Origin of the sequence: Vibrio sp. Vb2880 (assembly GCF_033337975.1) — a bacterium.
GTDB lineage: Bacteria > Pseudomonadota > Gammaproteobacteria > Enterobacterales > Vibrionaceae > Vibrio > Vibrio alginolyticus.
In genome coordinates this window covers 1-21457 of record NZ_JAWORT010000026.1, presented here as the reverse complement: position 1 = coordinate 21457, position 21457 = coordinate 1, and the positions used below count along the sequence as shown (strand labels likewise).

Sequence of the window (21457 nt, the reverse complement as noted above, 5' to 3'; positions counted from 1 at the left end):
TAGCTCTAAGAATGTAAGAGGAAAAAATGGCTACAGTTAGCACCAATGAATTTAAAGGCGGTCTTAAGTTAATGCTTGATAACGAGCCTTGTGTAATTCTGGAAAACGAATACGTTAAACCAGGTAAAGGCCAAGCGTTCAACCGTGTTAAAATTCGTAAACTTCTTTCTGGTAAAGTGCTAGAGAAAACATTCAAGTCTGGTGACACTTGTGAAGTGGCAGACGTAATGGATATCGACCTAGATTATCTATATTCAGACGGCGAATTCTACCACTTTATGAACAGTGAAACGTTTGAACAGATCGCAGCGGATGCAAAAGCGGTAGGTGAAAACGCTAAGTGGTTGGTAGAAAACAACACTTGTATGATCACTCTTTGGAACGGTAACCCAATTACTGTTACTCCACCAAACTTCGTTGAGCTAGAAGTTGTAGACACAGACCCAGGCCTGAAAGGTGATACTCAAGGTACTGGCGGTAAACCAGCGACGCTATCAACTGGCGCTGTTGTTCGTGTTCCTCTGTTCATCTCAATTGGTGAAGTGATTCGCGTAGATACTCGTACTGCTGAATACGTAGGTCGTGTGAAGTAAGCACTTTATATGATTGTTAGAAAGGTCGCTTCGGCGGCCTTTTTTATTGCCTGTGATTCTTCTCTTTTAATCCCTCTGCGTAAAACATCGATATCCTCCGCAAATTTTTGATGATTTTGTATTATTCGTAAAAATCTTATTTATTCCATGAATCTGTCGATTATTCCTTAATGTAACATTTTGATACATTAGTACTTGTCGCTGAGTTGCATAGCAATCTGATTTTTATCGATTTAACTCAGTAACAATCCAAAAAGGAGAACAAAATGGAAAGCAGAGGTTTAGGGAGGGGTTTAAAGGTGGAAGAAAGACGTCAGTTACTACATAAAGGATTAAAAGCAGCCATATTTGGCGTACCGCTGTTGGCAATAGGCTTAACGATTAATAGCTCGGTGCTGATGACCGATGCGGGTTACAGCTACGTGCATCAGAATAATATTACTGGTGAGTTGGATGTGTTTACTGAACCTGGCATTCATTTTCGTATGCCATTTCTGTCCAAAATCACCAAGTATGACCAAGTGATCACCGTGTCATTCGGTAACAGCAAGGGCGAAGATTTTTATCAACGTCTTGATGCGATTCAGGTTCGATTTGCCGACACCTATATTGGTCAGATCCCCGTAACATTCCGCTTTAAGCTCAGTAATGACCCTGAAGCGGTGAAGAAGATGCACAAAGAGTTCCGCAACAACAGTAACTTGATCGATGCGCTGCTTGTAAAGAACGCACGTAACGTAACGGTGATTACCGCAACCCAATACACGGGTGAAGAGTTTTTCCAAGGTGGTTTGAACCAATTCAAATCGAAACTTGGCGATCAGTTACGAGAGGGGATTTATCTAACAGAGCGACGTCAGGTTGAAGTGGAAGAGTTGGATCTTGCGCCTGTTGGGGCGAATCAAGCCAATCCGAACCAATTACAGCGCACCAATCAACTGGTTTGGAAAACCGTGCCTGTCGTAGACAAAACCGGGCAACCGATTCGTCAAGACAATCCGTTACAACAATACGGTATTCAAGTGACGCAGGTGACCATTGGTGACCCACAGCCCGAAAAGCAATTAGATCAGCTATTGGCAGATAAAAAGCGTTTAGTGGCGGATCGTATTCGCGCGATTCAGGAACAAGAAACGTCGAAAGCACAGGCAGAGACCGAGCAGTTACGCAAAGAGATTCAACGAACACGTGAGGTGCAAGACGCCCAGCGTGGTAAAGAACTCGCAATTATTGCTCAACAAAAAGAAGTGGAAGTGGCGCGTCAGATTGCAGAGCGTGAAATCGTTGAAGTGGAAAAAACCAAACGACTTGCTGAGGTCGAGAAGGAGAAAGAGCTAGCTATCGCAGAGGCTAACTTAGCGATTCAAAAAGCGAACGCACTTTCTGCTGAGTTTGAAGCGAAAGCGATATTAGCGAAAGGTCGCGCAGAATCTGAAGTCCTAAAAGGTAAGTATGCGGCGTTAGGAGCAAACCGTGAAGTTTACTTGGCAGAATTGAATCGAGACGTAGCGAACTCGCTGTACAACAATTTGCAAAACTTCCAAGTTCAGATGCCACAAAATTACATTGGTGGAAGTGACGAAACGGGCTTGAAAACAAACCTAGATGTGATTACTGGCTTTGGTGCTCTGGGTCTTATGGACCAGACAAAGAAGGTCGCACAGCAATAAGATCATGGGTGGTCAAAAGCTTAAAAAGCAAAAAGATCATAGGTAACCCAAAGCAATAAAAAGCTGGCATTTAGCCAGCTTTTTCTTTTTTTGGTCAGTCTCTTAAATCATGAAGATAAAGATAACTGCTAGTGCAGTGATGAGGCCTGCAAATGCATAGCATGCAATTTTACCAATCACACCAGTGTGGAACTTAAGGTCGTGCATGCCGTGGTGTACACGGTGCATTGCATGCCACATTGGCAATGCTAGCGTGCCAATGATGAATAGCGCACCGATGATGCTGGTTGCGAATGCAGAGACACGCTCGTAGCTCATCGCTTCTGCATCAATCACGCCTAGTGGGACTAAGATACCTAGCACAAGAACAGTGATTGGCGTGATCATCGCGAACCAAGTACCACCTGCGCCAAACAGACCCCACCAGATTGGCTCATCAGAACGTTTTGGTGATGTGTTTACACTATAATTCGGTTTCATTGCTCAGCTCCTTACACCACGATGAGAACGATCAGTGAGATGAACGCAACCGCGGCCCACTGAGTCAATACGATGATCTTCTTGTCCACTGGTTTGCCTTTCAAACGAATTGGCATTACTTGTGGCATCATGCTGAAGAAAGTTTGAGCGTGGAATAGGCTACCGAGTAGTGCAACGATGTTGATTGCGACTACGATTGGGTTCGCCATGAACGCTAACCAACCTTGCCATGCTTCAGGACCTTTCACCAAGCAACCTAAACCGAAAGTTAGGAACAGAGTGAATAGAATTAACGGAAGCACCGTAGCTTCACGTAGCATGTAGAAGCGGTAGAAAGGATGGTTCTTCCACCAAGTGCGTTTTACTTCACGAACGTAAGGTTTACGATTGCTCATCCTTATGCCTCCACTTTCTTTGGTGAACCATCAGGTTTCAACATAGCAATCACGAAGTCCATAGAAGACTCCACTTTGCCTTGGTTTACTGCCGCTGCTGGGTCAACGTTCTTCGGACAAACTTCAGAACAGTAACCAACAAACGTACAACCCCAAGCACCGTTTTCACCGTTGATAAGCTTCATGCGCTCATCTTTACCGTTGTCACGACTGTCTAGGTTGTAGCGGTGGGCTAGCGTTAGTGCAGCAGGACCGATGAACTCTGGGTTAAGACCAAACTGAGGACATGCTGCATAGCACAGACCACAGTTGATACAGCCAGCAAACTGTTTGTATTTCGCCATCTGTTCTGGCGTTTGCAAGTTCGTACCGTCTTCTGGTTTACGATCGTTACCAATGATGTATGGTTTGATTGCTTCTAGGCGCTCGATGAATGGCGTCATATCAACAATCAAGTCTTTCTCGATTGGGAAGTTCGCTAGAGGCTCGATAGTCACACCGTCTGGGTAGTCACGTAGGAAGCTCTTACAAGCAAGTTTCGGTACGTTGTTCACCATGATGCCGCAAGAACCACAGATCGCCATACGGCAAGACCAACGGTAAGACAGATCTTTGTCTAGGTGGTCTTTGATGTAACCAAGTGCGTCAAGTACAGACATGGTTTCATCGAATGGTACTTCGAATGTTTGCTTGTATGGTTCTGCATCTTTTTCTGGGTCGTAACGCAGGATGTCTACTTTTTGAATGCGATTTGCTGACATTATGCTTGCTCCTCTGCGTTCTTCTCTTCAGCCGCGGCTTTTTCTGCTGCTTCACCGTATAGACGAGCTTTTGGTTGTGACTTAGTGATGGTCACATTGCTGTAATCGATACTTGGTGCTGACTCTGGCTTGTAGAAAGCAAGTGAGTGTTTTAGGAAGTTCACGTCATCACGTTCTGTACAACCGTCGTCTAGACGTTGGTGCGCACCGCGAGATTCTTTACGTAGAATCGCAGAGTGAACCATCGCTTCTGCGACTTCTAGGCCGTAGCCTACTTCAATGGCGTACAGAAGGTCAGTGTTGAACACTTTACCTTTGTCTTTGATGCTGATGCGTTTGTAGCGTTCTTTCAACTCAGTGATCTTGTCGATAGTCGCTTGCATCAAATCTTCTTGGCGGTAGATACCACAACCCGCTTCCATGGTGTGACCCATTTCCGTGCGGATTTCTGCCCAGTTTTCGTCGCCTTCTTGGTTCATTAGGTTAGCGATGCGTTCTTCAACCGCTTTTACTTGCGCGTCAATTGCCGCGTCGTTCCAGCCTTTGAATTCTGCCGCACGTTTCACGGCGTTTTCACCTGCTACGCGGCCAAATACCACGAACTCAGCCAGTGAGTTAGAACCTAGACGGTTTGCACCATGAAGACCAACAGACGCACATTCACCCACCGCGAATAGGCCTTTAATGCGAGTTTCACAACCGCCGTCCGTTTCAATACCACCCATGGTGTAGTGAACGGTTGGACGAATTGGAATTGGCTCTTTTGCAGGGTCCACGTTTACATAAGCTTTTGCTAGCTCACAGATGAACGGTAGACGTTCTTGTAGGTACTCTTCACCAAGGTGGCGAAGGTCTAGGTGCACCACGTCACCCAGTGGGTGTTTGATGGTGTTGCCTTTCTGTTGTTCGTGCCAGAAAGCTTGAGAAACTTTGTCACGAGGACCCAGTTCCATGTATTTGTTCTTCGGTTGGCCAACTGGAGTTTCAGGGCCCATGCCGTAATCTTGTAGGTAACGGTAGCCATTCTTGTTAACGATGATACCGCCTTCACCACGACAACCTTCCGTCATCAGGATACCTGTACCAGGAAGACCTGTTGGGTGGTATTGAACGAATTCCATATCACGTAGAGGAACGCCGTGACGGTAAGCCATTGCCATACCATCGCCCGTTACGATACCGCCGTTGGTGTTACAGTGGTAAACACGGCCCGCGCCACCTGTTGCTAGAACAACAGATTTTGCTTTGATAGTAACAAGCTCGCCTTCAGACATGTGAATAGCAATCAGACCTTGAACTTCGCCTTCATCAACAAGCAGATCCACCACAAAGTACTCATCAAAACGTTTGATGTTGCTGTACTTCATTGATGTCTGGAATAGCGTATGAAGCATGTGGAAGCCAGTTTTGTCTGCAGCGAACCAAGTACGTTCAACCTTCATACCACCAAAGCGGCGTACGTTGACTTCACCGTTCTCTTTACGACTCCATGGGCAACCCCATTGCTCCATTTGGATCATTTCGCGAGTCGCGTTCTCTACAAAGTATTCAACAACATCCTGTTCACATAGCCAGTCACCACCGCCAATAGTGTCGTTGAAGTGGTTGTCTAAGCTATCTTCATCCTTGATAACTGCTGCTGAGCCACCCTCTGCAGCGACCGTGTGGGAGCGCATTGGATAAACTTTAGAAATCAGAGCGACTTCTAAGTCTGGGTTTGCTTCAGCCGCTGCAATAGCAGTACGAAGACCAGCGCCGCCTGCGCCGATGACTGCGATATCTGTGGTGATAATTTGCACAGTTATCCTCCAGTGTGTGATTGCGGAAATCCGCTTGTTATTGTCATTACGAGGCGCTCTTTAAAAAGAACTCCCCAAAAGTAGTAGGGTTAGTGTAGATGAGCCACATGGCAGAAAAATTGATGTAATTGGGTTTTTGCTTCGGTAATGCACTTAAGGGCATAGAATTTATAGGTTATGTGACTGCTATCACGGCATCGAGGTTTTGGCCCTCAAGCATTAACATTAGGGATGTTAAACCTGTGTTGCGCGACATTAACCGCATGGATAATAGGATTTTAACTGAGTGTTTTTTGTTCTGCGGCACGAGTAATGCTTGCCTCAAATTGGCGAGCACATTAGTAAAAAGAAGAAGGGATATTCCTCTCTTCTTGAAGAGTAAAAAGCATGTAGAATGAGGCTTCCTCGCTGAATTAAAGTTTGAGAGACTTGTTATGCAAACCAACTGGCAACCTACTGCTTCCATTGACCAACTTCGTCAACGTGCGACGTTAATCGCGTCGATTCGACAATTCTTCGCTGACCGACAGGTGATGGAAGTCGATACGCCAGCCATGAGTCACGCAACCGTGACTGACATTCATTTGCATACTTTCCAAACCGAGTTTGTTGGCCCAGGCTATGCCGATGGCAGTAAGCTGTTTTTTATGACCAGCCCAGAGTTCCATATGAAGCGCCTTTTGGCTGCGGGCAGCGGTTGTATTTATCAAATCAACAAAGCATTTCGTAATGAAGAGAATGGTCGCTACCACAACCCTGAATTCACGATGTTGGAGTGGTATCGCGTTGGCTTTGACCATCATAAATTGATGGATGAAATGGATGACCTGTTGCAGCTGGTATTGAAGTGTGGCGCAGCGCAGCGCATGACGTATCAGCAAGCCTTCATTGATGTGTTGGGTGTGTGTCCACTGGAAGGCTCGATGACTGAGCTGAAAGCGGCGGCAAGCAAGCTGGGTTTGAGTGACATTGCTGAGCCTGAAGAAGATCGCGATACGCTGCTGCAACTACTATTTAGCGTGGGAGTAGAAAACAAAATTGGTCAGGACGTGCCGGCTTTTGTGTACGACTTCCCTGCATCACAGGCGGCGCTTGCGAAAATCAATCCTCAAGATCATCGCGTCGCGGATCGTTTTGAAGTGTACTTTAAGGGGATAGAGCTGGCGAACGGATTTCATGAACTGGATAACCCGAAAGAGCAATTAGCGCGCTTTGAACAAGATAACGCAAAGCGTATCGAAATGGGTTTAAAACCACAGCCGATCGATTATCATCTGATCTCTGCACTGGAAGCAGGGTTGCCAGATTGTGCAGGGGTCGCGTTGGGTATCGATCGTTTGATCATGCTGGCGCTAGGCTGTGACCACATTGATCAAGTGACGGCCTTTCCATTTCCAATTGCATAAGGACGTCCAATGAACCTGACGGCTGCACGTTTCGCCATCTTTAGCTACGCCATATTGATCGCTTTTTTATCTCTGAGTTCAGGTGAACTGCAAGACTGGGGCAATATCGTGTATCTCGACAAAATGCAGCACGCTATGGCGTACAGCGGCTTTGCGTTTTTAGGTTGTTTTTGTGTGTGGCGTTGGCGTCAACGTTGGGCGGTGGCGATTGGTATTTTGCTATTCAGCGCCGTTATTGAGTGGTTGCAAGGGTATGTAGGGCGACAAACTTCTTGGTTAGACCTTGTCGCCAACTCAACTGGCATCTTAACTGGTCTGTTATGTTACCGTATTTGGAGCCTCTATCGACCTAGGTTGGTGAAGTCGCTATACTCGATTCGTTAATGAAGAGGGAACACGATAACAATGAAAACGCGCGACAAAATCGTCTACGCGGCACTGGAGTTGTTCAACCAACATGGTGAGCGCAACATCACCACCAATCACATTGCCGATCACATCGAAATTAGCCCTGGTAATCTGTATTACCACTTCCGCAATAAGCAAGAAATCGTTCGTGAGATCTTTGCGCTTTATTCAGCAGAACTTTTAGAAAGATTTACCCCTATTCAAGGTTCGCAAGAGAGCCTGACTATGCTGAAGAGCTACCTAGACTCTATTTTTACCTTGATGTGGAAATACCGCTTTTTCTACGCAAACTTACCAGAAATCTTGTCACGAGATGAACAGCTACACGAACAGTACATCGATGTGCAAGAGAAGCTGCAAGCGAACCTCATTGCTATTATGCAAGAGTTCGTAACGATGAAGCTGTTGAATGTCGATCAACAACAGTTGAAGTCATTGGTATGTACATTGCACTTGATTGCGTGTAGTTGGTTGGCGTATCAATCCGCGATGGCTTCAAAAACCAACATTACCGAGCAAATGGTGAAGCAAGGGATGTTGCAGATGCTTAATGTCGTTAAGCCATTAGCAACTGAGCAGGGCTTAGAGCAGCTACTGTTATTAGAAGATGCGGTTAGCAATTTACACAGTTAAACGTCAAACTGCTTAATATTTCGAGAGTCACTCTCATTTTCGAGTCGTGGCTCGAGTTGACTTGTCAAATATGCCACGCACAATAATCCCATACGCTAAAAACCCTTGCAGGGATAAGATTCTCGATAAAGGAACTATCGCCCCATGAATTACGACATTTTTAATGGTGATGCTGATGGCATCATTGCTCTTCTACAATTGCGTTTGGCTGATCCTGTCGATGCCCAGTTAATAACCGGTGTAAAGCGCGACATCAAACTGGTGGAAAAAGTAGACGTGCAAGTGGGTGATGAGCTGACTGTGTTAGACATTTCGATGGAAAAGAACATGGCAGGTCTAGAGCAAGCTTTGGCTCAAGGCGCTCACGTCTTTTACGCCGACCATCACAAAGCGGGTGACATTCCTCAGCATGGTAATTTGGATGCGCACATCGATCTCGATGCCAACATGTGCACGGCGTTGATTGTCGATAAGTTGCTTGATGGGCGTTTTCATGACTGGGCGATTACGGCGGCTTATGGCGATAACATGATTGCTAAAGCCGATGAGTTAGCGAATAACGCGGGCTTGTCGCAGCAACAGAAAGAGCAGCTAAAAGAGCTGGGTACTTTAATTAACTACAACGGCTACGGCTCGAAAGTCGAAGATTTACACTTTCATCCTGCGGAGCTGTACCGAGCTTTGCTGAAGTACATGTCACCATTTGAAGCTATTGAAGATACGGCCTCGCCATACTACCAATTGCAATCGGCTTACCAACAAGACATGGAGGCGGCTCTCGCAGTGCCTGCCATGCATGAGAGCGGTAAGCTAAAGTTGTTTGAGTTACCAAACACGGCGGCATCACGCCGAATCAGTGGTGTTTATGGCAACTGGCTGGCAAACCAAAACCCTGACTCTGCGCATGCGGTACTTACTGAAAATGCAGGTGGGACTTATACGGTTTCACTTCGTGCCCCGTTAAACAATAAACAAGGTGCCGTGGCCGTGTGTGGTCAGTTCCCGACAGGTGGGGGCCGAGAGGCGGCGGCAGGAATCAACGCGTTAAGCAAAGATGATGTGCATGCTTTTATTGATGCGGTAGAAACCTACTACGCATAGCATTTTCCAAAATATGAATGCAAAAAAGGAGCCGAGTGGCTCCTTTTTTATTATAAGTCGATGAGTCAGATAATCAGCGTTTTAACCAAGATTTCGGATTCTGCGCTTCACTATTACGACGAATTTCAAAGTACAGCGATGGCCTGTCTTGACCACCCGTATCACCCGCGAGAGCAATCACTTCGCCGGCGGTGACTCGATCGCCTTCTTTTTTAGTTAACGCTTGGTTGTAACCATAGAGGGTCATGTCACCTTTTCCGTGGTCGAGCAGTACCACTAAACCGTATCCGCGCAGATACTCAGCAAATACGACAGTACCAGGATAAACGGCTTTCACTTGTTGACCATAGTTGGCAGACAACACCATACCCTTCCAGTTTACCTGCCCAGTTTGTCGCGTACCAAAGTTGTGTAACACACTGCCTTTGAGTGGCCAGGGCAACTTACCGCGCTGTTTGCCGAGTCCGTCCATTGGCACCGCATTACGCTTCGCTGCTTTGGCGATCTCTGCTTTTAAACGGGTTTCGTTGCGTTGCAGCTCGGCTAAGTAGCGTTTGTCATTCTTGATACTGCTCTGAATTTTATTCAGGGTTTGCTTACGCTTGGATTGTGTACTCGCTAGCGCTGTACGTTTTTCGGATTGCTGCTTGAGCAGAGTCTCGATTTGCTCTTTTTCTAGCTCGAGCTGGTTTTTGTTGTGCGCTAATTCTTGGGTTATTTTGGTGATCGCATCAATCACTTCAGCACGTGCTTTAGCTAAATGCTGGAAGTATTGGCTCATGCGGTCTTCTTCCACACCTTGATTTAACAAGTGACCATTGGCCTTCGCTCGCTCGGTTACGTAATACGTTTGCAGCAGCTGTTTGAGTTCTTCTTCTTGCTCTTGACGCTGTGCTTCTTGCAAGGCAATTTTCTCTTCCAGGTTTTCTATGTTTTTGTCTGCTTGTGCGAGGTTAGACTTGGTTTGTCGTATTTCACGCTCAAGCTTAGAAATACCAAGCTCTTGATCTTTTAGTGACTTCTGTAACTCATTGAGCTGCTTTTCTTGGGAAGAGAGCGATTTGCGCTGACGGCTTATCTCACTGGATACGCCTTTGAGCTCTTGCTGACTCACAGCAGAGGAGGTAATGGGATAAGTGGCAGATAAAGCACAAGTTAATAAAATAGCCGAGCGTAGAACAGGGTGATTTTGTTTTCGCACTTGAGAGTTACCTACCACGTTGTTGTCAAAAAGGTTTGTTGACGATTAAATACCATCTCCATGGATAAAGCTTTGCGACTTGCCGTTAAAGCCTTGATCCATATCGAGAGAGGGTTTGTCCGTTTTTGGACGTCCGACGATTTTTGCAGGCACGCCAGCCACCGTTGTGTGAGGAGGCACGGCTTGCAATACCACAGAGCAAGATCCGATTTTCGCGCCTTCACCGACTTCGATATTGCCAAGAATCTTTGCACCAGCTCCGATCATCACACCCTCGCGAATTTTCGGGTGACGATCACCGCATTCTTTACCAGTACCACCAAGGGTGACATCTTGCAGTATAGACACGTCGTTTTCGACCACGGCAGTTTCACCAATCACGATGCCTGTTGCATGGTCGAGCATGATACCACTACCAATGCGCGCTGCAGGGTGAATATCGACCTGACATGCTACCGAAATCTGATTTTGTAGGTAAGTCGCAAGAGCGTGACGACCTTGCTTCCACAGCCAGTTTGCTACTCGGTAGCCTTGCAGTGCGTGATAGCCTTTTAGGTACAGCAATGGCATTGAGTACATTGAAACAGCAGGGTCGCGATTGACCGTGGCACAAATATCACAAGCCGCACCGTCAGTGATGGTTGGATCAGCCGCAAAGGCTTCTTCAACCACTTCACGCACAGCCATCGCTGGCATGGAAGCGGTGTTCAATTTGTTAGCCAGAATATAACTCAGAGCGGCACACAAACTTTCATGCTTGATAATGGTGGCATGATAGAAGCTTGCCAGCATAGGCTCTTGTTCTGACATTTCACGGGCTTCTGAGACAATTTTGTTCCAGACTTTTTGTTTTTCGCAGTGTTTCATTCTCAATATCCAGAGTGGTTCTTCCGTGACCCGACAACTTCAATTTTTCTCAGATGAGCTGCAAAGGGCGGTAGATTGCTACTTTCCTTCGGCTTTTTTGTCACGAGCAAGTAAATCTTGCGCTGCTAAGCGCGCATCTTTTCCTTGATACAATACTTGATAAATTTGATCAACTATCGGCATCTCAACACCCATACGTTGAGAAAGTAGCCATACTTCTTTTGTATTGCGGTAACCTTCAACCACTTGACCAATTTCTTCTTGAGCCGTATCAACGTCTTTACCTTGGCCTAATGCCAAGCCAAAGCGTCGGTTACGTGATTGGTTATCGGTACATGTCAGGACAAGATCGCCTAAACCCGCCATGCCCATAAAGGTTTCTGGCTGTGCACCCAGCGCAGCACCAAGGCGACTCATTTCAGCCAAGCCACGAGTAATTAATGCAGTACGGGCATTGGCGCCAAAACCGATACCATCAGACATACCCGCACCAATCGCAATAACGTTTTTCACAGCGCCACCCAATTGCATACCAATAAAGTCACTATTGGCATATACGCGGAAGGTTTTGCTACAGTGGATTTTTTCTTGTAGATCCGCAACAAATTCAGAATCTGGAGACGCAACAGAGATTGCAGTCGGCATACCCATTGCGAGCTCTTTCGCAAACGTTGGGCCAGACAATACTGCTAGTGAGTAGTTTTCACCGATAATGTCATAAGCGACGTCTTTCAGTAGGCGCCCCGTTTCAGGTTCAAGCCCTTTGGTTGCCCAACAGATGCGAGAGTCTTCGCGCAAGAATGGTTTACAGCTGTTTAGCACGATGCCAAAGACATGGCTTGGAACCACAACCAACAAATCTCGGCTTGCTTGAACGGCTTTTTCTAAATCCGATTCAATGATCAAGCTTTCAGGGAAATCAACACCTGGTAAAAAGGCATGGTTAGCTCGGTCTGCTTCTAGGCGAGCCATGTGCTCTGGCTCGTGTCCCCAAAGGACAACGTTCGCGCCGTTACGAGCGAGTGAGATTGCCAAAGAGGTGCCGTATGAGCCTGCGCCAATCACAGTCATTGCGATGTCTTTACCGTAAGCATTGTTTGTATTTGCTTGTGTCATGCTACCGCCTAATTGTCTTGCTACTAGTAGAATCTAGTTCCTAATCGTCAAATTTTACGCCTTCTGGCGATTAGGAACTAGGAACTTTTGTCAGAAATAAAAAATGCACATTGCATCGGATGGTAGACGCTCTGTGCATTTTATTTGATTCGGTGACGTCAGCACTGTGGCTATTCGTCACTTATAAAACGTGAATTACGCTTCAGCTTCGCCTTGTTGAGCTTGCTGTTGTAGGTAGTTCATGAATAGCGCGTCAAAGTTTACTGGCGCTAGGTTCAGTTGAGGGAACGTACCTTTAACGACTAGGCTTGAGATAGTTTCACGAGCGTATGGGAATAGGATGTTCGGGCAGAATGCGCCTAGGCAATGTGCAAGTTGACCAGCTTCCATTTGTTCAGCAGTGAAGATACCACCTTGTTGAACTTCACATAGGAACGCAGTCTCTTCTTCGTTCTTCACAGTAACGGTTAGGCGTAGAACAACTTCGTAAACGCCTTCACCAAGCTCACGGCTTTGAGTGTCTAGGTCTAGTTTAACGTCTGGGTTCCACTCTTTCTGGAAAATTACTGGAGAGTTCGGCGCTTCAAAAGAAACGTCTTTTAGGAAGATGCGTTGAATTGCGAAGTTTTGTTGTGCGTCTTGAGGTGCTGCTTCAGCCATTTTTTAATCCTTAAATCAATATTTGTTGAGCCTAGAAACGTCTAAGCTCAGAAAACTGGTATGTCCTGAGACTAACTGAGCCAATCTACCTTGACTAGATGAAGCGTGTATTACGTGCAAAGCGTCACAACTTAGTGCTCCAACTGCTTTCAATTTGCTCAGTTTTTTGTCCGCGAGGCTTGGTAAAAGCGCGTTTAAACGCGAACTTTCGTTCTTGCCACGTTCCTACTTCTTACCGCGAACTAACGGCAGGTTCGCTTCGTTCCACGCAATCAAACCATTTTTTAGTAGGCTCACGTTTTCGAAGCCAGCTTTTACTAGTAGGTTTGCGCTTTCTTGAGCGGTCTGTCCTGTCTTACATACCACAATGATTGGGTCTGATTTGTGGTTTTCAAGGCTACCCAAGTTACCCGCTTTGATGTCTGACGGTAAAATGTGAAGTGAGTCGGTGATATGACCTTTTTTGAACTCGTCTTTGGTACGGATATCCACTACAACGCCGTTTTCACGGTTCATAAGATGAGTCAGTTGGTTTACGTTGATTTCTTTGTATGCGGCTGTCGCTGATTTCACGATGTTCATGATAAAGGCGACAAGAAGACCTACCCAAACCAAAGATAGAATCATGTTCTGTTGGAAAAATTCAATGTACTCTTGCATGTCTTGAGCTCTTACGCTGTTGGCGGAAAAATAAAGCAGGAGTATAGCGAGGTTACGGCTCTTAGGCGAGAGGGTTAAAATTTTCTAACGAATAATTGAGATCTCTATAAACCCTTTATGCCCTTACTATCCGTACATTTTGCTCTGGTAGCTTGATTGCTTTTGCCTATTGGACTTATTGGTTTAAGTGACTTCTGTTTTACTGAGAAAAGAGAACAATAGGTATTAACCCATCTTGTTTGATGTTGCTTTAAATTAGCGCTGTTTCAAGTGCAAAAATAAGAATGAGAAGCGTAAGAAAACCGAACTTAGACTGGGGTGTACAAAGCGTATTAGAAATGACTATGCTTGTGGAACACGATTGTCGGCACTGACTCGTTGTTCGCTTAACTTGTAAGATAGCAACAATAAATCGCAAACATTATTTGATCTTAACCTACAGTTTTGGTTAAAAAGTGTAGTAAAATTACGCTAGTTTTGTTTCAAGGTTAGATAGGGCAGCGAGGCCCTACGCCAAAAGTTACTTAAATTTGATGAGGTCATCACTATGTCAGCTAAGAAGCCATTGGCTCTAGTTATCCTTGACGGTTACGGTTACCGTGAAGACACAGCAAGTAACGCAATTGCGAATGCGAAAACACCAGTAATGGATGCTCTGATTGCGAATAACCCACACACATTAATCTCTGCTTCAGGCATGGATGTTGGCCTTCCTGATGGTCAAATGGGTAACTCTGAAGTTGGTCACACTAACATTGGTGCAGGCCGCGTTGTATACCAAGACCTGACTCGTATCACCAAATCAATTGCTGATGGTGAGTTCGAACAAACGCCTGCGCTAGTTGAAGCAATCGACTCTGCTGTGAAAGCTGAAAAAGCAGTACACATCATGGGCCTGATGTCTCCAGGCGGTGTTCACTCTCACGAAGACCACATTTACGCAGCAGTTGAAATGGCAGCGGCGCGTGGCGCAGAGAAAATCTACCTACACTGCTTCCTAGACGGCCGTGACACACCACCACGTAGTGCTGAAAACTCACTACAACGTTTCCAAGACTTATTTGCGAAACTAGGTAAAGGCCGCGTTGCTTCTCTAGTAGGTCGTTACTACGCAATGGACCGTGACAATAACTGGGATCGCGTCCAAGTTGCTTACGATCTTCTAACTCAAGCTAAAGCTGAGTTCACAGCAGAAACGGCAGTTGCAGGTCTAGAAGCGGCTTACGCTCGTGAAGAAAACGACGAATTCGTTAAAGCAACAGCTATCAAAGCAGAAGGTCAAGAAGACGCAATCATGCAAGATGGCGATGCGGTTATCTTCATGAACTACCGTGCTGACCGTGCACGTCAAATCACTCGTGCATTCGTTCCTGCATTTGACGGCTTTGAGCGTGCAGTATTCCCAGCAATTAACTTTGTGATGCTGACTCAATACGCGGCTGATATCCCTCTAGCTATCGCATTCCCACCTGCGTCTCTAGAAAACACTTACGGTGAGTGGCTATCTAAACAAGGTCAAACTCAGCTACGTATCTCTGAAACAGAGAAATACGCACACGTGACTTTCTTCTTCAACGGTGGTGTTGAGAACGAATTCGAAGGCGAAGAGCGTCAATTGGTTGCTTCTCCAAAAGTTGCAACGTACGACATGCAGCCTGAAATGAGCTCTCCAGAACTAACAGAGAAGATGGTTGCGGCTATCAAATCAGGTAAGTTCGATACCATCATCTGTAACTACCCGAATGCAGATATGGTTGGTCACACTGGCGTTTATGAAGCGGCTGAGAAAGCAATCGAAGCACTAGACGAAAGCGTTGGTAAAGTGGTTGAAGCAATCAAAGAAGTGGGTGGTCAGCTACTGATCACTGCGGACCACGGTAACGCAGAGATGATGATCGACCCAGAAACTGGCGGCATCCACACTGCTCACACTAACCTACCAGTACCTCTAATCTACGTAGGTGACAAAGCGGTTGAGTTCAAAGAAGGCGGTAAACTGTCTGACCTTGCACCAACAATGCTTTCTCTAGCAGGTCTAGAAATCCCTGCAGAAATGTCTGGTGAAGTGCTAGTTAAGTAATTAACTGACGATTCAGAATGATAAAAGCCCGAGTTCGACTCGGGCTTTTTTGTATCTGGCAGTAAGGGCTGGCCTGCAAGGTTACTGAACCAATATGCCCGCACCAATCACAGCTAGGGCTGCGCCCAACCATGCAAATCGGTTTGGTCGGCGTTTGGTGTAAATCCAGAGCAGTGGTAGCAACATAATTGGCGTGGTTGAAGATAGAAGGGCAACCATACCTACATTTCCTTCTTGCAGTGCGTATAAGATTAGCGTCATGCCGACGGCCATCGCCAAGAAACCATTAAGCGCAGTAATACCAAATACGCGCCAAGTAATGTGTTGCGTCGAGCGAGCGACTTTGACCCCTAGAACTAACAACATGCTGTGGGCGAAAAAGGCACTGATCATTCGAATAGCAGAAGCCGCAACGGGGTCAATACTGGTTTGCATTACTGGCTTGGCGATGATGCCGCCCAATGCTTGGCACATTGCTGCGGTTAAGCCAAGTCCAATACCTACCCAGATGTTACCTTTAATGTCTTCCAAGACGTTATTCACTTGACCTCTTCGGCCAAAGAATATCGCCATCACCACGCCGCTAAATACCAATGATGCGCCCAGTAGTTCTATTGCGGTCATGACTTCGCTAAATAAGAAGTAGCCCAAGATGGCAGAGAACACGGCGTGGCAAGAGAAGAGTAACCCGGCTTGTCTTGGCCCCATACGATTCAAACACGCGAATAGAGCGGTATCGCCAATAAAAATACCAATCAGTCCTGAGGCCATCATTGGCGTTACATGTTCCCAAGAAACCGTTAACCAGCCGCCAGTTATCCAGGCCATTGTTGATAAGATCACGGCCGTACAGCCCATGCGCCAGCGGCTGTAAGAAAAAGCGCCTAGGTGTTGTGCAGGAATGACAGAAATAAGGCTAGAAACTGCCCACAGAAAAGCGGCACATAAAGCAAGCCATTCGTAACCCATGATGTGTCGACGTCCTTGTAGAGTAGAGGAGTCTTAATATGCACGAAATTTATGGGATGTAAAAGCCGCTCTGTGAGGGCAGTAGCTGGAGAGCAGCTCCATGACAACACGCTTTTTCATGGAGCTCTTCGATTAAAACAGTACCAAAACTGCGCCATACACGATAAGTAGACCAATCAAACCGAGAATCAGGCCTACTTTCGCCATGTCTTTGCTCTCGATGAGGCCTGTTGAATAAGCCAAAGAGTTTGGTGGTGTGGAAACCGGTAAGATCATGCCAAGTGATGCGGAGAAGGCGACGACAACCAGTAAACCTTGTAGGCCACCAACCGCAATAAGGCTTGGCATGGATGTACCAATAGCGGCAGCAATAGGCATCAATAAGTTTGCCGTTGCGGTATTAGACATAAAGTTCGCCATTAACCAGCACACTACCGATAGGGCTAAAACAACGGCAAATGGTGATAGCAGGCTGTAATCAATGGCGTGCGCTAATGCTTCGGCTAAGCCCGTTTTGTCTAAGGCAATGCCAATTGCTATACCACCGGCAACTAGCCATAAAACATCCCAGTTAATCAGCTTGAGCTCTTCTTTTCCCATAATGCCCGTTAACGTGAACACTGCTAGTGGGATAATCGCGACAACATATGTATTCATGCCATGCACTTTCGTTGTCATCCAAAGCAAAATGGTTAGTGCAAAAGTGATGTAGACGACGATCGCACGCCAGCTCCTTTTGAATGTACCATCTAGCTTTAGTTTCATTTCTGGTTCGCTAGACGGAAACAGCTTTTGCAACAAGAACCAAGCTACAGTGAGTTGTACCAACACAAATGGTAGACCCATTGTCATCCACGATAGGAAGTCTATCGCGTTTTCTCCAGTGAGATATTGAAGCGCTATCGCATTAGGTGGCGTGCCTATCGGAGTCGCAATGCCGCCTGTATTCGCGGCAATTGGAATACACAACACCAGTGCTTTAATGCCTAAATCCCCTTTAGGTGCTGAAGCGACGATGGGGCCAAGCAGGGCTAGCATCATCACGGTCGTGGCAGTATTGGACATAAACATTGAAAAAACGGCGGTAATTAACATCAAGCCCAGCATGATGAACTTAGGTTGGGTGCCGAATGGTTTTAATAGAACTCGGGCGAGGTTGTTGTCGAGCTCGTATTTGGAAGCCGCAATCGCGAGAGCAAAACCACCCATAAAAAGAATAATGATCGGTGAAGAGAAGGCCGAGAAAATATCGGTGTAAGCAATTAACTCTCCTAAATCATGCCCCGCTGGTGTATTGCGAAATAGATGCAAACCTTTATCCGATATCATGATCAGTTCAAGAGCGATAATAAGAATGGACGTAGCAAAAACGGGAACCGGCTCGAGAACCCAAAGTAGGGCAGCAAGAAGAAAAATAGCTAACAGGCGATGCTGAATTAAAGTGAGATCGTCAATAGGAATAGCATCGATCGGCATCATCAAAACACCGAGCGGAATTAAAAAGCACACCAGCAATTTCGCCAACGTGTTTACACTCATCTTTGGCATTGGCTGCCCCTCTAAATATTCATTCTAAGCGCAGGATAATTGATTGTGGAATGAGGGTCTTAGAGGCAGGTATGAGTTTGAGAAATAGAGGCTAAATTTCGAACGGAGTTTTGCTTTTTATCAATAAAAAGAGCCCTGAATAAAGGGCTCTTAACGGTGTTTTACTTAATTTTTTAAGGCGTAAGGTGTGCCCATAACGGTTGGCTTACCGTTTTCCATGCTTGCGTCAAACTCAATCGCGTCTTTGGCAAACAGGTTAATAACAGTAGAACCCAGTTTGAAGCGGCCCATCTCTTCGCCTTTTTTCAAGATCACGGCCTTGTCACCCTCTGCTGGGTAATCCCATTTGTAGACAGTGTTTCCACGAGGCGGAGTGATCGTGCCAGCCCATACTTGCTCAATGCTACCAACAATTGTCGCACCAACAAGCACCTGTGCCATTGGACCAAACTCAGTATCGAAGATACACACCACACGCTCGTTACGTGCAAATAGGTTTGGTACGTTTTCTGCTGTCAGAGGGTTTACTGAGAACAGGTCACCTGGTACGTAAATCATTTGGCGCAGAGTGCCGTCACATGGCATGTGTACACGGTGGTAATCGCGCGGAGATAGGTACAATGTCGCAAAAGAACCATCTTTAAATTCGTCAGCTAAATTCGCGTCACCGCCCAGCAATTCTTGTGCTGAGAAGTGATGACCTTTTGCTTGGATAAGTTGACCATCTTCAATAGGGCCAAACTGGCTAACACAAGCGTCGGCTGGATGAGTGATGACGTTTTCGCCTTCAGAAATTGGGCGTGCGCCTTCTTTTAGCTCACGAACGAAAAACTCGTTGAACGTTTTAAAATGCTTAGGATCTGAGTGCTTTGCCTCATCCATATTCACATTGTATTGTTTGATAAACCAACGAATAACTGCTGTTGTTAGACCGCCAGCTTTTGCTGAAGCCAGTTTACCCATTAGGCGAGTGAGGCCGTGTTGTGGGATCCAGTACTGCAGTCCAACTTTAAACTTGTCCATCTTTAATTCCGATACTTCTGTTAGATTCGCGCTTTAGGGCGCGTGATGTTACTGAAATTTAATTTGCTTGTCAGTATTAGGTGAAGACTTTTTACACAGTTACAGCCTTAACTCAATTACAGATCGGCTTTTTTATTACGTGAATACTGACGATTTGCTTTGTTTTCAACCATGCTTTCCAAAATGCGATGATAGTTTTCAAAGCGAGTTTCGTTAATTTCCCCGTTCTCGACAGCTTCGCGTAGAAGGCAGCCTGGGTCATCATTGTGTTTACAATCTCGGAACTTGCAACCGCCTAAATATGGTCGAAATTCAACGAATGCTTTTGTTACTTCTTCTGCTTCCAAATGCCAAAGACCAAATTCACGTACTCCAGGTGAGTCGATCAAATCGCCACCCGTTGGAATGTGGTATAAACGTGCAGCCGTCGTGGTGTGTTGGCCCAAGCCAGAGTTCTCAGAGACTTCGCCTTCTTCCACTTCGCTCTCTAGTTCCGGCATTAACGCGTTGACTAAGCTGGATTTCCCTACGCCTGATTGACCAACAAAGATATTAATTCGGTCACGCAGCAGGGTTTCTAGTTCAGCAATGCCTTCTCCAGACTTCTTGCTGACCAGAAGCACTTTATAGCCAATGCGTTCATATTCTTTGAGCCATTCTTCATACATTGCACGATCATCGGCTTCTAGAAGGTCGACTTTATTTAAGACCAACAATGGCGCAATATTCAGTGTTTCTGATGCAACGAGATAGCGGTCAATAATATTTAGCGATAGCTCTGGTAATACCGAAGAGACAATGACCATTTGATCAATATTGGCTGCAACGGGTTTTAGGCCATCGTAATAATCTGGACGAGTGAGCACTGAAGAGCGAGGTTCTACCGCTTCAACAACACCAGAGATGCCCGCCATAGACTCCAATCCTTCGCGCCATAAAACACGATCGCCAGATACTAGAGACTCAATACCACGGCGGAGGTTACAGCGTTGAATTTCGCCTGTTTCAAGGTCTTCAATGTCCGCGTGCTGACCAAAACGAGTGATCACGAGACCTTGCTTGCTGGCGCCTAGCATGTTTTCATCCCACTGGATGGAATCTTCTTGCTTCTTCAAACGCTTTTGTTGGTTGCTACGTACGCGTCGCACCTGACCTTTGGTTAACTTTTTCTTCTTTGCCACAATTCTGTACTTTATGTGAATTTACTCAAATGGTTGAGCCGTACTCTTGGCTCCGTGTATGAGTATCGTGTTTCTCGTATTTTGAGGTATAGTACCTCTTTTATCGATAAACAAATAGGCGGCGTAACCATGTCCTTTAGCGATCAAAACCTAATTTGGGTTGATTTAGAGATGACAGGGCTTGATCCTGAAACGCACAAAATCATCGAAATTGCTTCTATTGTCACGGATAGCGAACTAAATATTTTGGCTGAAGGTCCAGTGTTAGCGATTCATCAGCCGGAAGAAGAACTGGCGAAAATGGACGACTGGTGTACTAATACGCATACGGCAAGCGGTTTGGTGGAGCGCGTTCGAAACAGTCAAATCTCAGAACAAGACGCAGTCGCACAAACCATTGAATTTTTAGAAAAATGGGTGCCAAAAGGGGCGTCGCCAATATGTGGTAACAGCATTGGGCAGGATCGTCGCTTTTTATACAAGCATATGCCTGAGTTGGAAGAGTTCTTCCATTACCGATATGTTGACGTTAGTACTCTTAAAGAACTAGCACGTCGCTGGCAACCTGAGGTGCTAAATGGGTTCACAAAACAGGGAACACATTTGGCCTTGGACGACATTCGTGAGTCCATCGCAGAACTTAAGTACTATCGAGGTACTATTTTCAAGATTTAACTGTTAAGGTTGCGATCCAAATTGTTGTAATTTATATCGCTTTTGATTGCTTTTTCGTCGTTCAGTAAAAAAATAAAGTTTTTTTGAAGGAAGGACTTGCATCACAAAAAAATGCTCTTATAATTCGCAGCCCTAAACAGCGGAAACGTTGTTGATGCGACACTAGCTCAGTTGGTAGAGCGCAACCTTGCCAAGGTTGAGGTCACGAGTTCGAACCTCGTGTGTCGCTCC

General features: G+C 45.9%; 21 protein-coding genes and 1 tRNA gene. 9 read left to right on the top strand and 13 right to left on the bottom strand.

Annotated elements, in window-relative coordinates:
- Nucleotides 1-26: 26 nt before the first annotated feature.
- Nucleotides 27-593, top strand: a complete 567-nt coding sequence (gene efp / locus R7M92_RS21245) for an elongation factor P (protein WP_005381500.1) — start codon at nucleotides 27-29, stop codon at nucleotides 591-593.
- 266 nt (nucleotides 594-859) lie between these two features.
- Complete coding sequence (locus R7M92_RS21240; protein WP_318134249.1) at nucleotides 860-2263, top strand: SPFH domain-containing protein; 1404 nt, start codon at nucleotides 860-862, stop codon at nucleotides 2261-2263.
- Between the two features lie 102 nt (nucleotides 2264-2365).
- Here R7M92_RS21240 and frdD read toward each other — a convergent pair whose 3' ends face one another.
- The 4 genes from frdD to frdA are packed head-to-tail and all read right to left on the bottom strand — an operon-like array spanning nucleotide 2366 to nucleotide 5698.
- Nucleotides 2366-2743, bottom strand: a complete 378-nt coding sequence (gene frdD, locus R7M92_RS21235) for a fumarate reductase subunit FrdD (protein ID WP_005381493.1) — start codon at nucleotides 2741-2743, stop codon at nucleotides 2366-2368.
- 11 nt (nucleotides 2744-2754) lie between these two features.
- Nucleotides 2755-3138, bottom strand: coding sequence for a fumarate reductase subunit FrdC (gene frdC, locus R7M92_RS21230; RefSeq protein ID WP_005381491.1), 384 nt, complete (start codon nucleotides 3136-3138; stop codon nucleotides 2755-2757).
- 2 nt (nucleotides 3139-3140) lie between these two features.
- Nucleotides 3141-3899 (bottom strand): succinate dehydrogenase/fumarate reductase iron-sulfur subunit, encoded by a 759-nt coding sequence (locus R7M92_RS21225; protein ID WP_005381489.1) that lies wholly within the window; start codon nucleotides 3897-3899, stop codon nucleotides 3141-3143.
- Nucleotides 3899-5698: a fumarate reductase (quinol) flavoprotein subunit gene (gene frdA, locus R7M92_RS21220; RefSeq protein ID WP_318134246.1), complete on the bottom strand. Its 1800-nt coding sequence runs from the start codon at nucleotides 5696-5698 to the stop codon at nucleotides 3899-3901. Before frdA ends, R7M92_RS21225 begins: the two co-directional genes overlap by 1 nt.
- Before the next feature lie 434 nt (nucleotides 5699-6132).
- On the opposite strand from frdA, the gene epmA reads away from it, so the two are divergent.
- The 4 genes from epmA to R7M92_RS21200 all read left to right on the top strand — a co-directional run bounded on the left by epmA (nucleotide 6133) and on the right by R7M92_RS21200 (nucleotide 9246).
- Entirely contained in the window at nucleotides 6133-7104 is a 972-nt protein-coding gene (epmA, locus tag R7M92_RS21215; protein WP_005381485.1) for an elongation factor P--(R)-beta-lysine ligase, read from the top strand.
- Between the two features lie 9 nt (nucleotides 7105-7113).
- Complete coding sequence (locus tag R7M92_RS21210; RefSeq protein WP_206954765.1) at nucleotides 7114-7488, top strand: VanZ family protein; 375 nt, start codon at nucleotides 7114-7116, stop codon at nucleotides 7486-7488.
- A gap of 21 nt (nucleotides 7489-7509) precedes the next feature.
- Nucleotides 7510-8145 carry a TetR/AcrR family transcriptional regulator gene (locus R7M92_RS21205; RefSeq protein WP_005381480.1) on the top strand — a complete coding sequence of 212 codons (636 nt, stop codon included), beginning with the start codon at nucleotides 7510-7512 and terminating at the stop codon, nucleotides 8143-8145.
- 144 nt (nucleotides 8146-8289) lie between these two features.
- Complete coding sequence (locus R7M92_RS21200) at nucleotides 8290-9246, top strand: DHH family phosphoesterase (RefSeq protein ID WP_318134245.1); 957 nt, start codon at nucleotides 8290-8292, stop codon at nucleotides 9244-9246.
- Between the two features lie 73 nt (nucleotides 9247-9319).
- On the opposite strand, the gene R7M92_RS21195 is transcribed toward R7M92_RS21200, so the two are convergent.
- The 5 genes from R7M92_RS21195 to R7M92_RS21175 form a co-directional block, all read right to left on the bottom strand.
- A complete protein-coding gene (locus R7M92_RS21195) occupies nucleotides 9320-10465 on the bottom strand; it encodes a murein hydrolase activator EnvC family protein (protein WP_005381476.1) in 1146 nt (381 codons plus the stop codon).
- Nucleotides 10466-10492: 27 nt separating this feature from the next.
- On the bottom strand, nucleotides 10493-11314 hold the full coding sequence (cysE, locus tag R7M92_RS21190; protein WP_005381475.1) for a serine O-acetyltransferase: 822 nt from the start codon (nucleotides 11312-11314) through the stop codon (nucleotides 10493-10495).
- 78 nt (nucleotides 11315-11392) lie between these two features.
- Complete coding sequence (gene gpsA / locus R7M92_RS21185) at nucleotides 11393-12430, bottom strand: NAD(P)H-dependent glycerol-3-phosphate dehydrogenase (protein WP_005381474.1); 1038 nt, start codon at nucleotides 12428-12430, stop codon at nucleotides 11393-11395.
- Between the two features lie 195 nt (nucleotides 12431-12625).
- Nucleotides 12626-13090: a protein-export chaperone SecB gene (gene secB, locus R7M92_RS21180; RefSeq protein ID WP_005386410.1), complete on the bottom strand. Its 465-nt coding sequence runs from the start codon at nucleotides 13088-13090 to the stop codon at nucleotides 12626-12628.
- A gap of 225 nt (nucleotides 13091-13315) precedes the next feature.
- The gene (locus tag R7M92_RS21175) at nucleotides 13316-13750 is read right to left on the bottom strand and encodes a rhodanese-like domain-containing protein (RefSeq protein WP_005386415.1); all 435 of its coding nucleotides are present in this window, start codon (nucleotides 13748-13750) and stop codon (nucleotides 13316-13318) included.
- Nucleotides 13751-14297: 547 nt separating this feature from the next.
- On the opposite strand from R7M92_RS21175, the gene gpmM reads away from it, so the two are divergent.
- Entirely contained in the window at nucleotides 14298-15830 is a 1533-nt protein-coding gene (gpmM, locus tag R7M92_RS21170; protein WP_318134243.1) for a 2,3-bisphosphoglycerate-independent phosphoglycerate mutase, read from the top strand.
- 81 nt (nucleotides 15831-15911) lie between these two features.
- Here the strand turns inward: gpmM and R7M92_RS21165 are convergent, their stop codons facing one another.
- The 4 genes from R7M92_RS21165 to rsgA form a co-directional block, all read right to left on the bottom strand.
- Complete coding sequence (locus R7M92_RS21165; protein WP_318134241.1) at nucleotides 15912-16799, bottom strand: DMT family transporter; 888 nt, start codon at nucleotides 16797-16799, stop codon at nucleotides 15912-15914.
- 132 nt (nucleotides 16800-16931) lie between these two features.
- Nucleotides 16932-18347, bottom strand: a complete 1416-nt coding sequence (locus tag R7M92_RS21160; RefSeq protein ID WP_318134239.1) for an SLC13 family permease — start codon at nucleotides 18345-18347, stop codon at nucleotides 16932-16934.
- A 165-nt stretch (nucleotides 18348-18512) separates the two neighbouring features.
- Nucleotides 18513-19370, bottom strand: coding sequence for an archaetidylserine decarboxylase (gene asd, locus R7M92_RS21155; protein WP_033907177.1), 858 nt, complete (start codon nucleotides 19368-19370; stop codon nucleotides 18513-18515).
- Nucleotides 19371-19486: 116 nt separating this feature from the next.
- Complete coding sequence (gene rsgA, locus R7M92_RS21150) at nucleotides 19487-20551, bottom strand: small ribosomal subunit biogenesis GTPase RsgA (RefSeq protein ID WP_005386419.1); 1065 nt, start codon at nucleotides 20549-20551, stop codon at nucleotides 19487-19489.
- A gap of 129 nt (nucleotides 20552-20680) precedes the next feature.
- On the opposite strand from rsgA, the gene orn reads away from it, so the two are divergent.
- Together orn and R7M92_RS21140 are read left to right on the top strand one after the other, a co-directional pair.
- A complete protein-coding gene (gene orn, locus R7M92_RS21145) occupies nucleotides 20681-21226 on the top strand; it encodes an oligoribonuclease (RefSeq protein ID WP_017635574.1) in 546 nt (181 codons plus the stop codon).
- Nucleotides 21227-21382: 156 nt separating this feature from the next.
- Nucleotides 21383-21455 (top strand) — tRNA-Gly (locus tag R7M92_RS21140).
- Nucleotides 21456-21457: the final 2 nt, after the last annotated feature.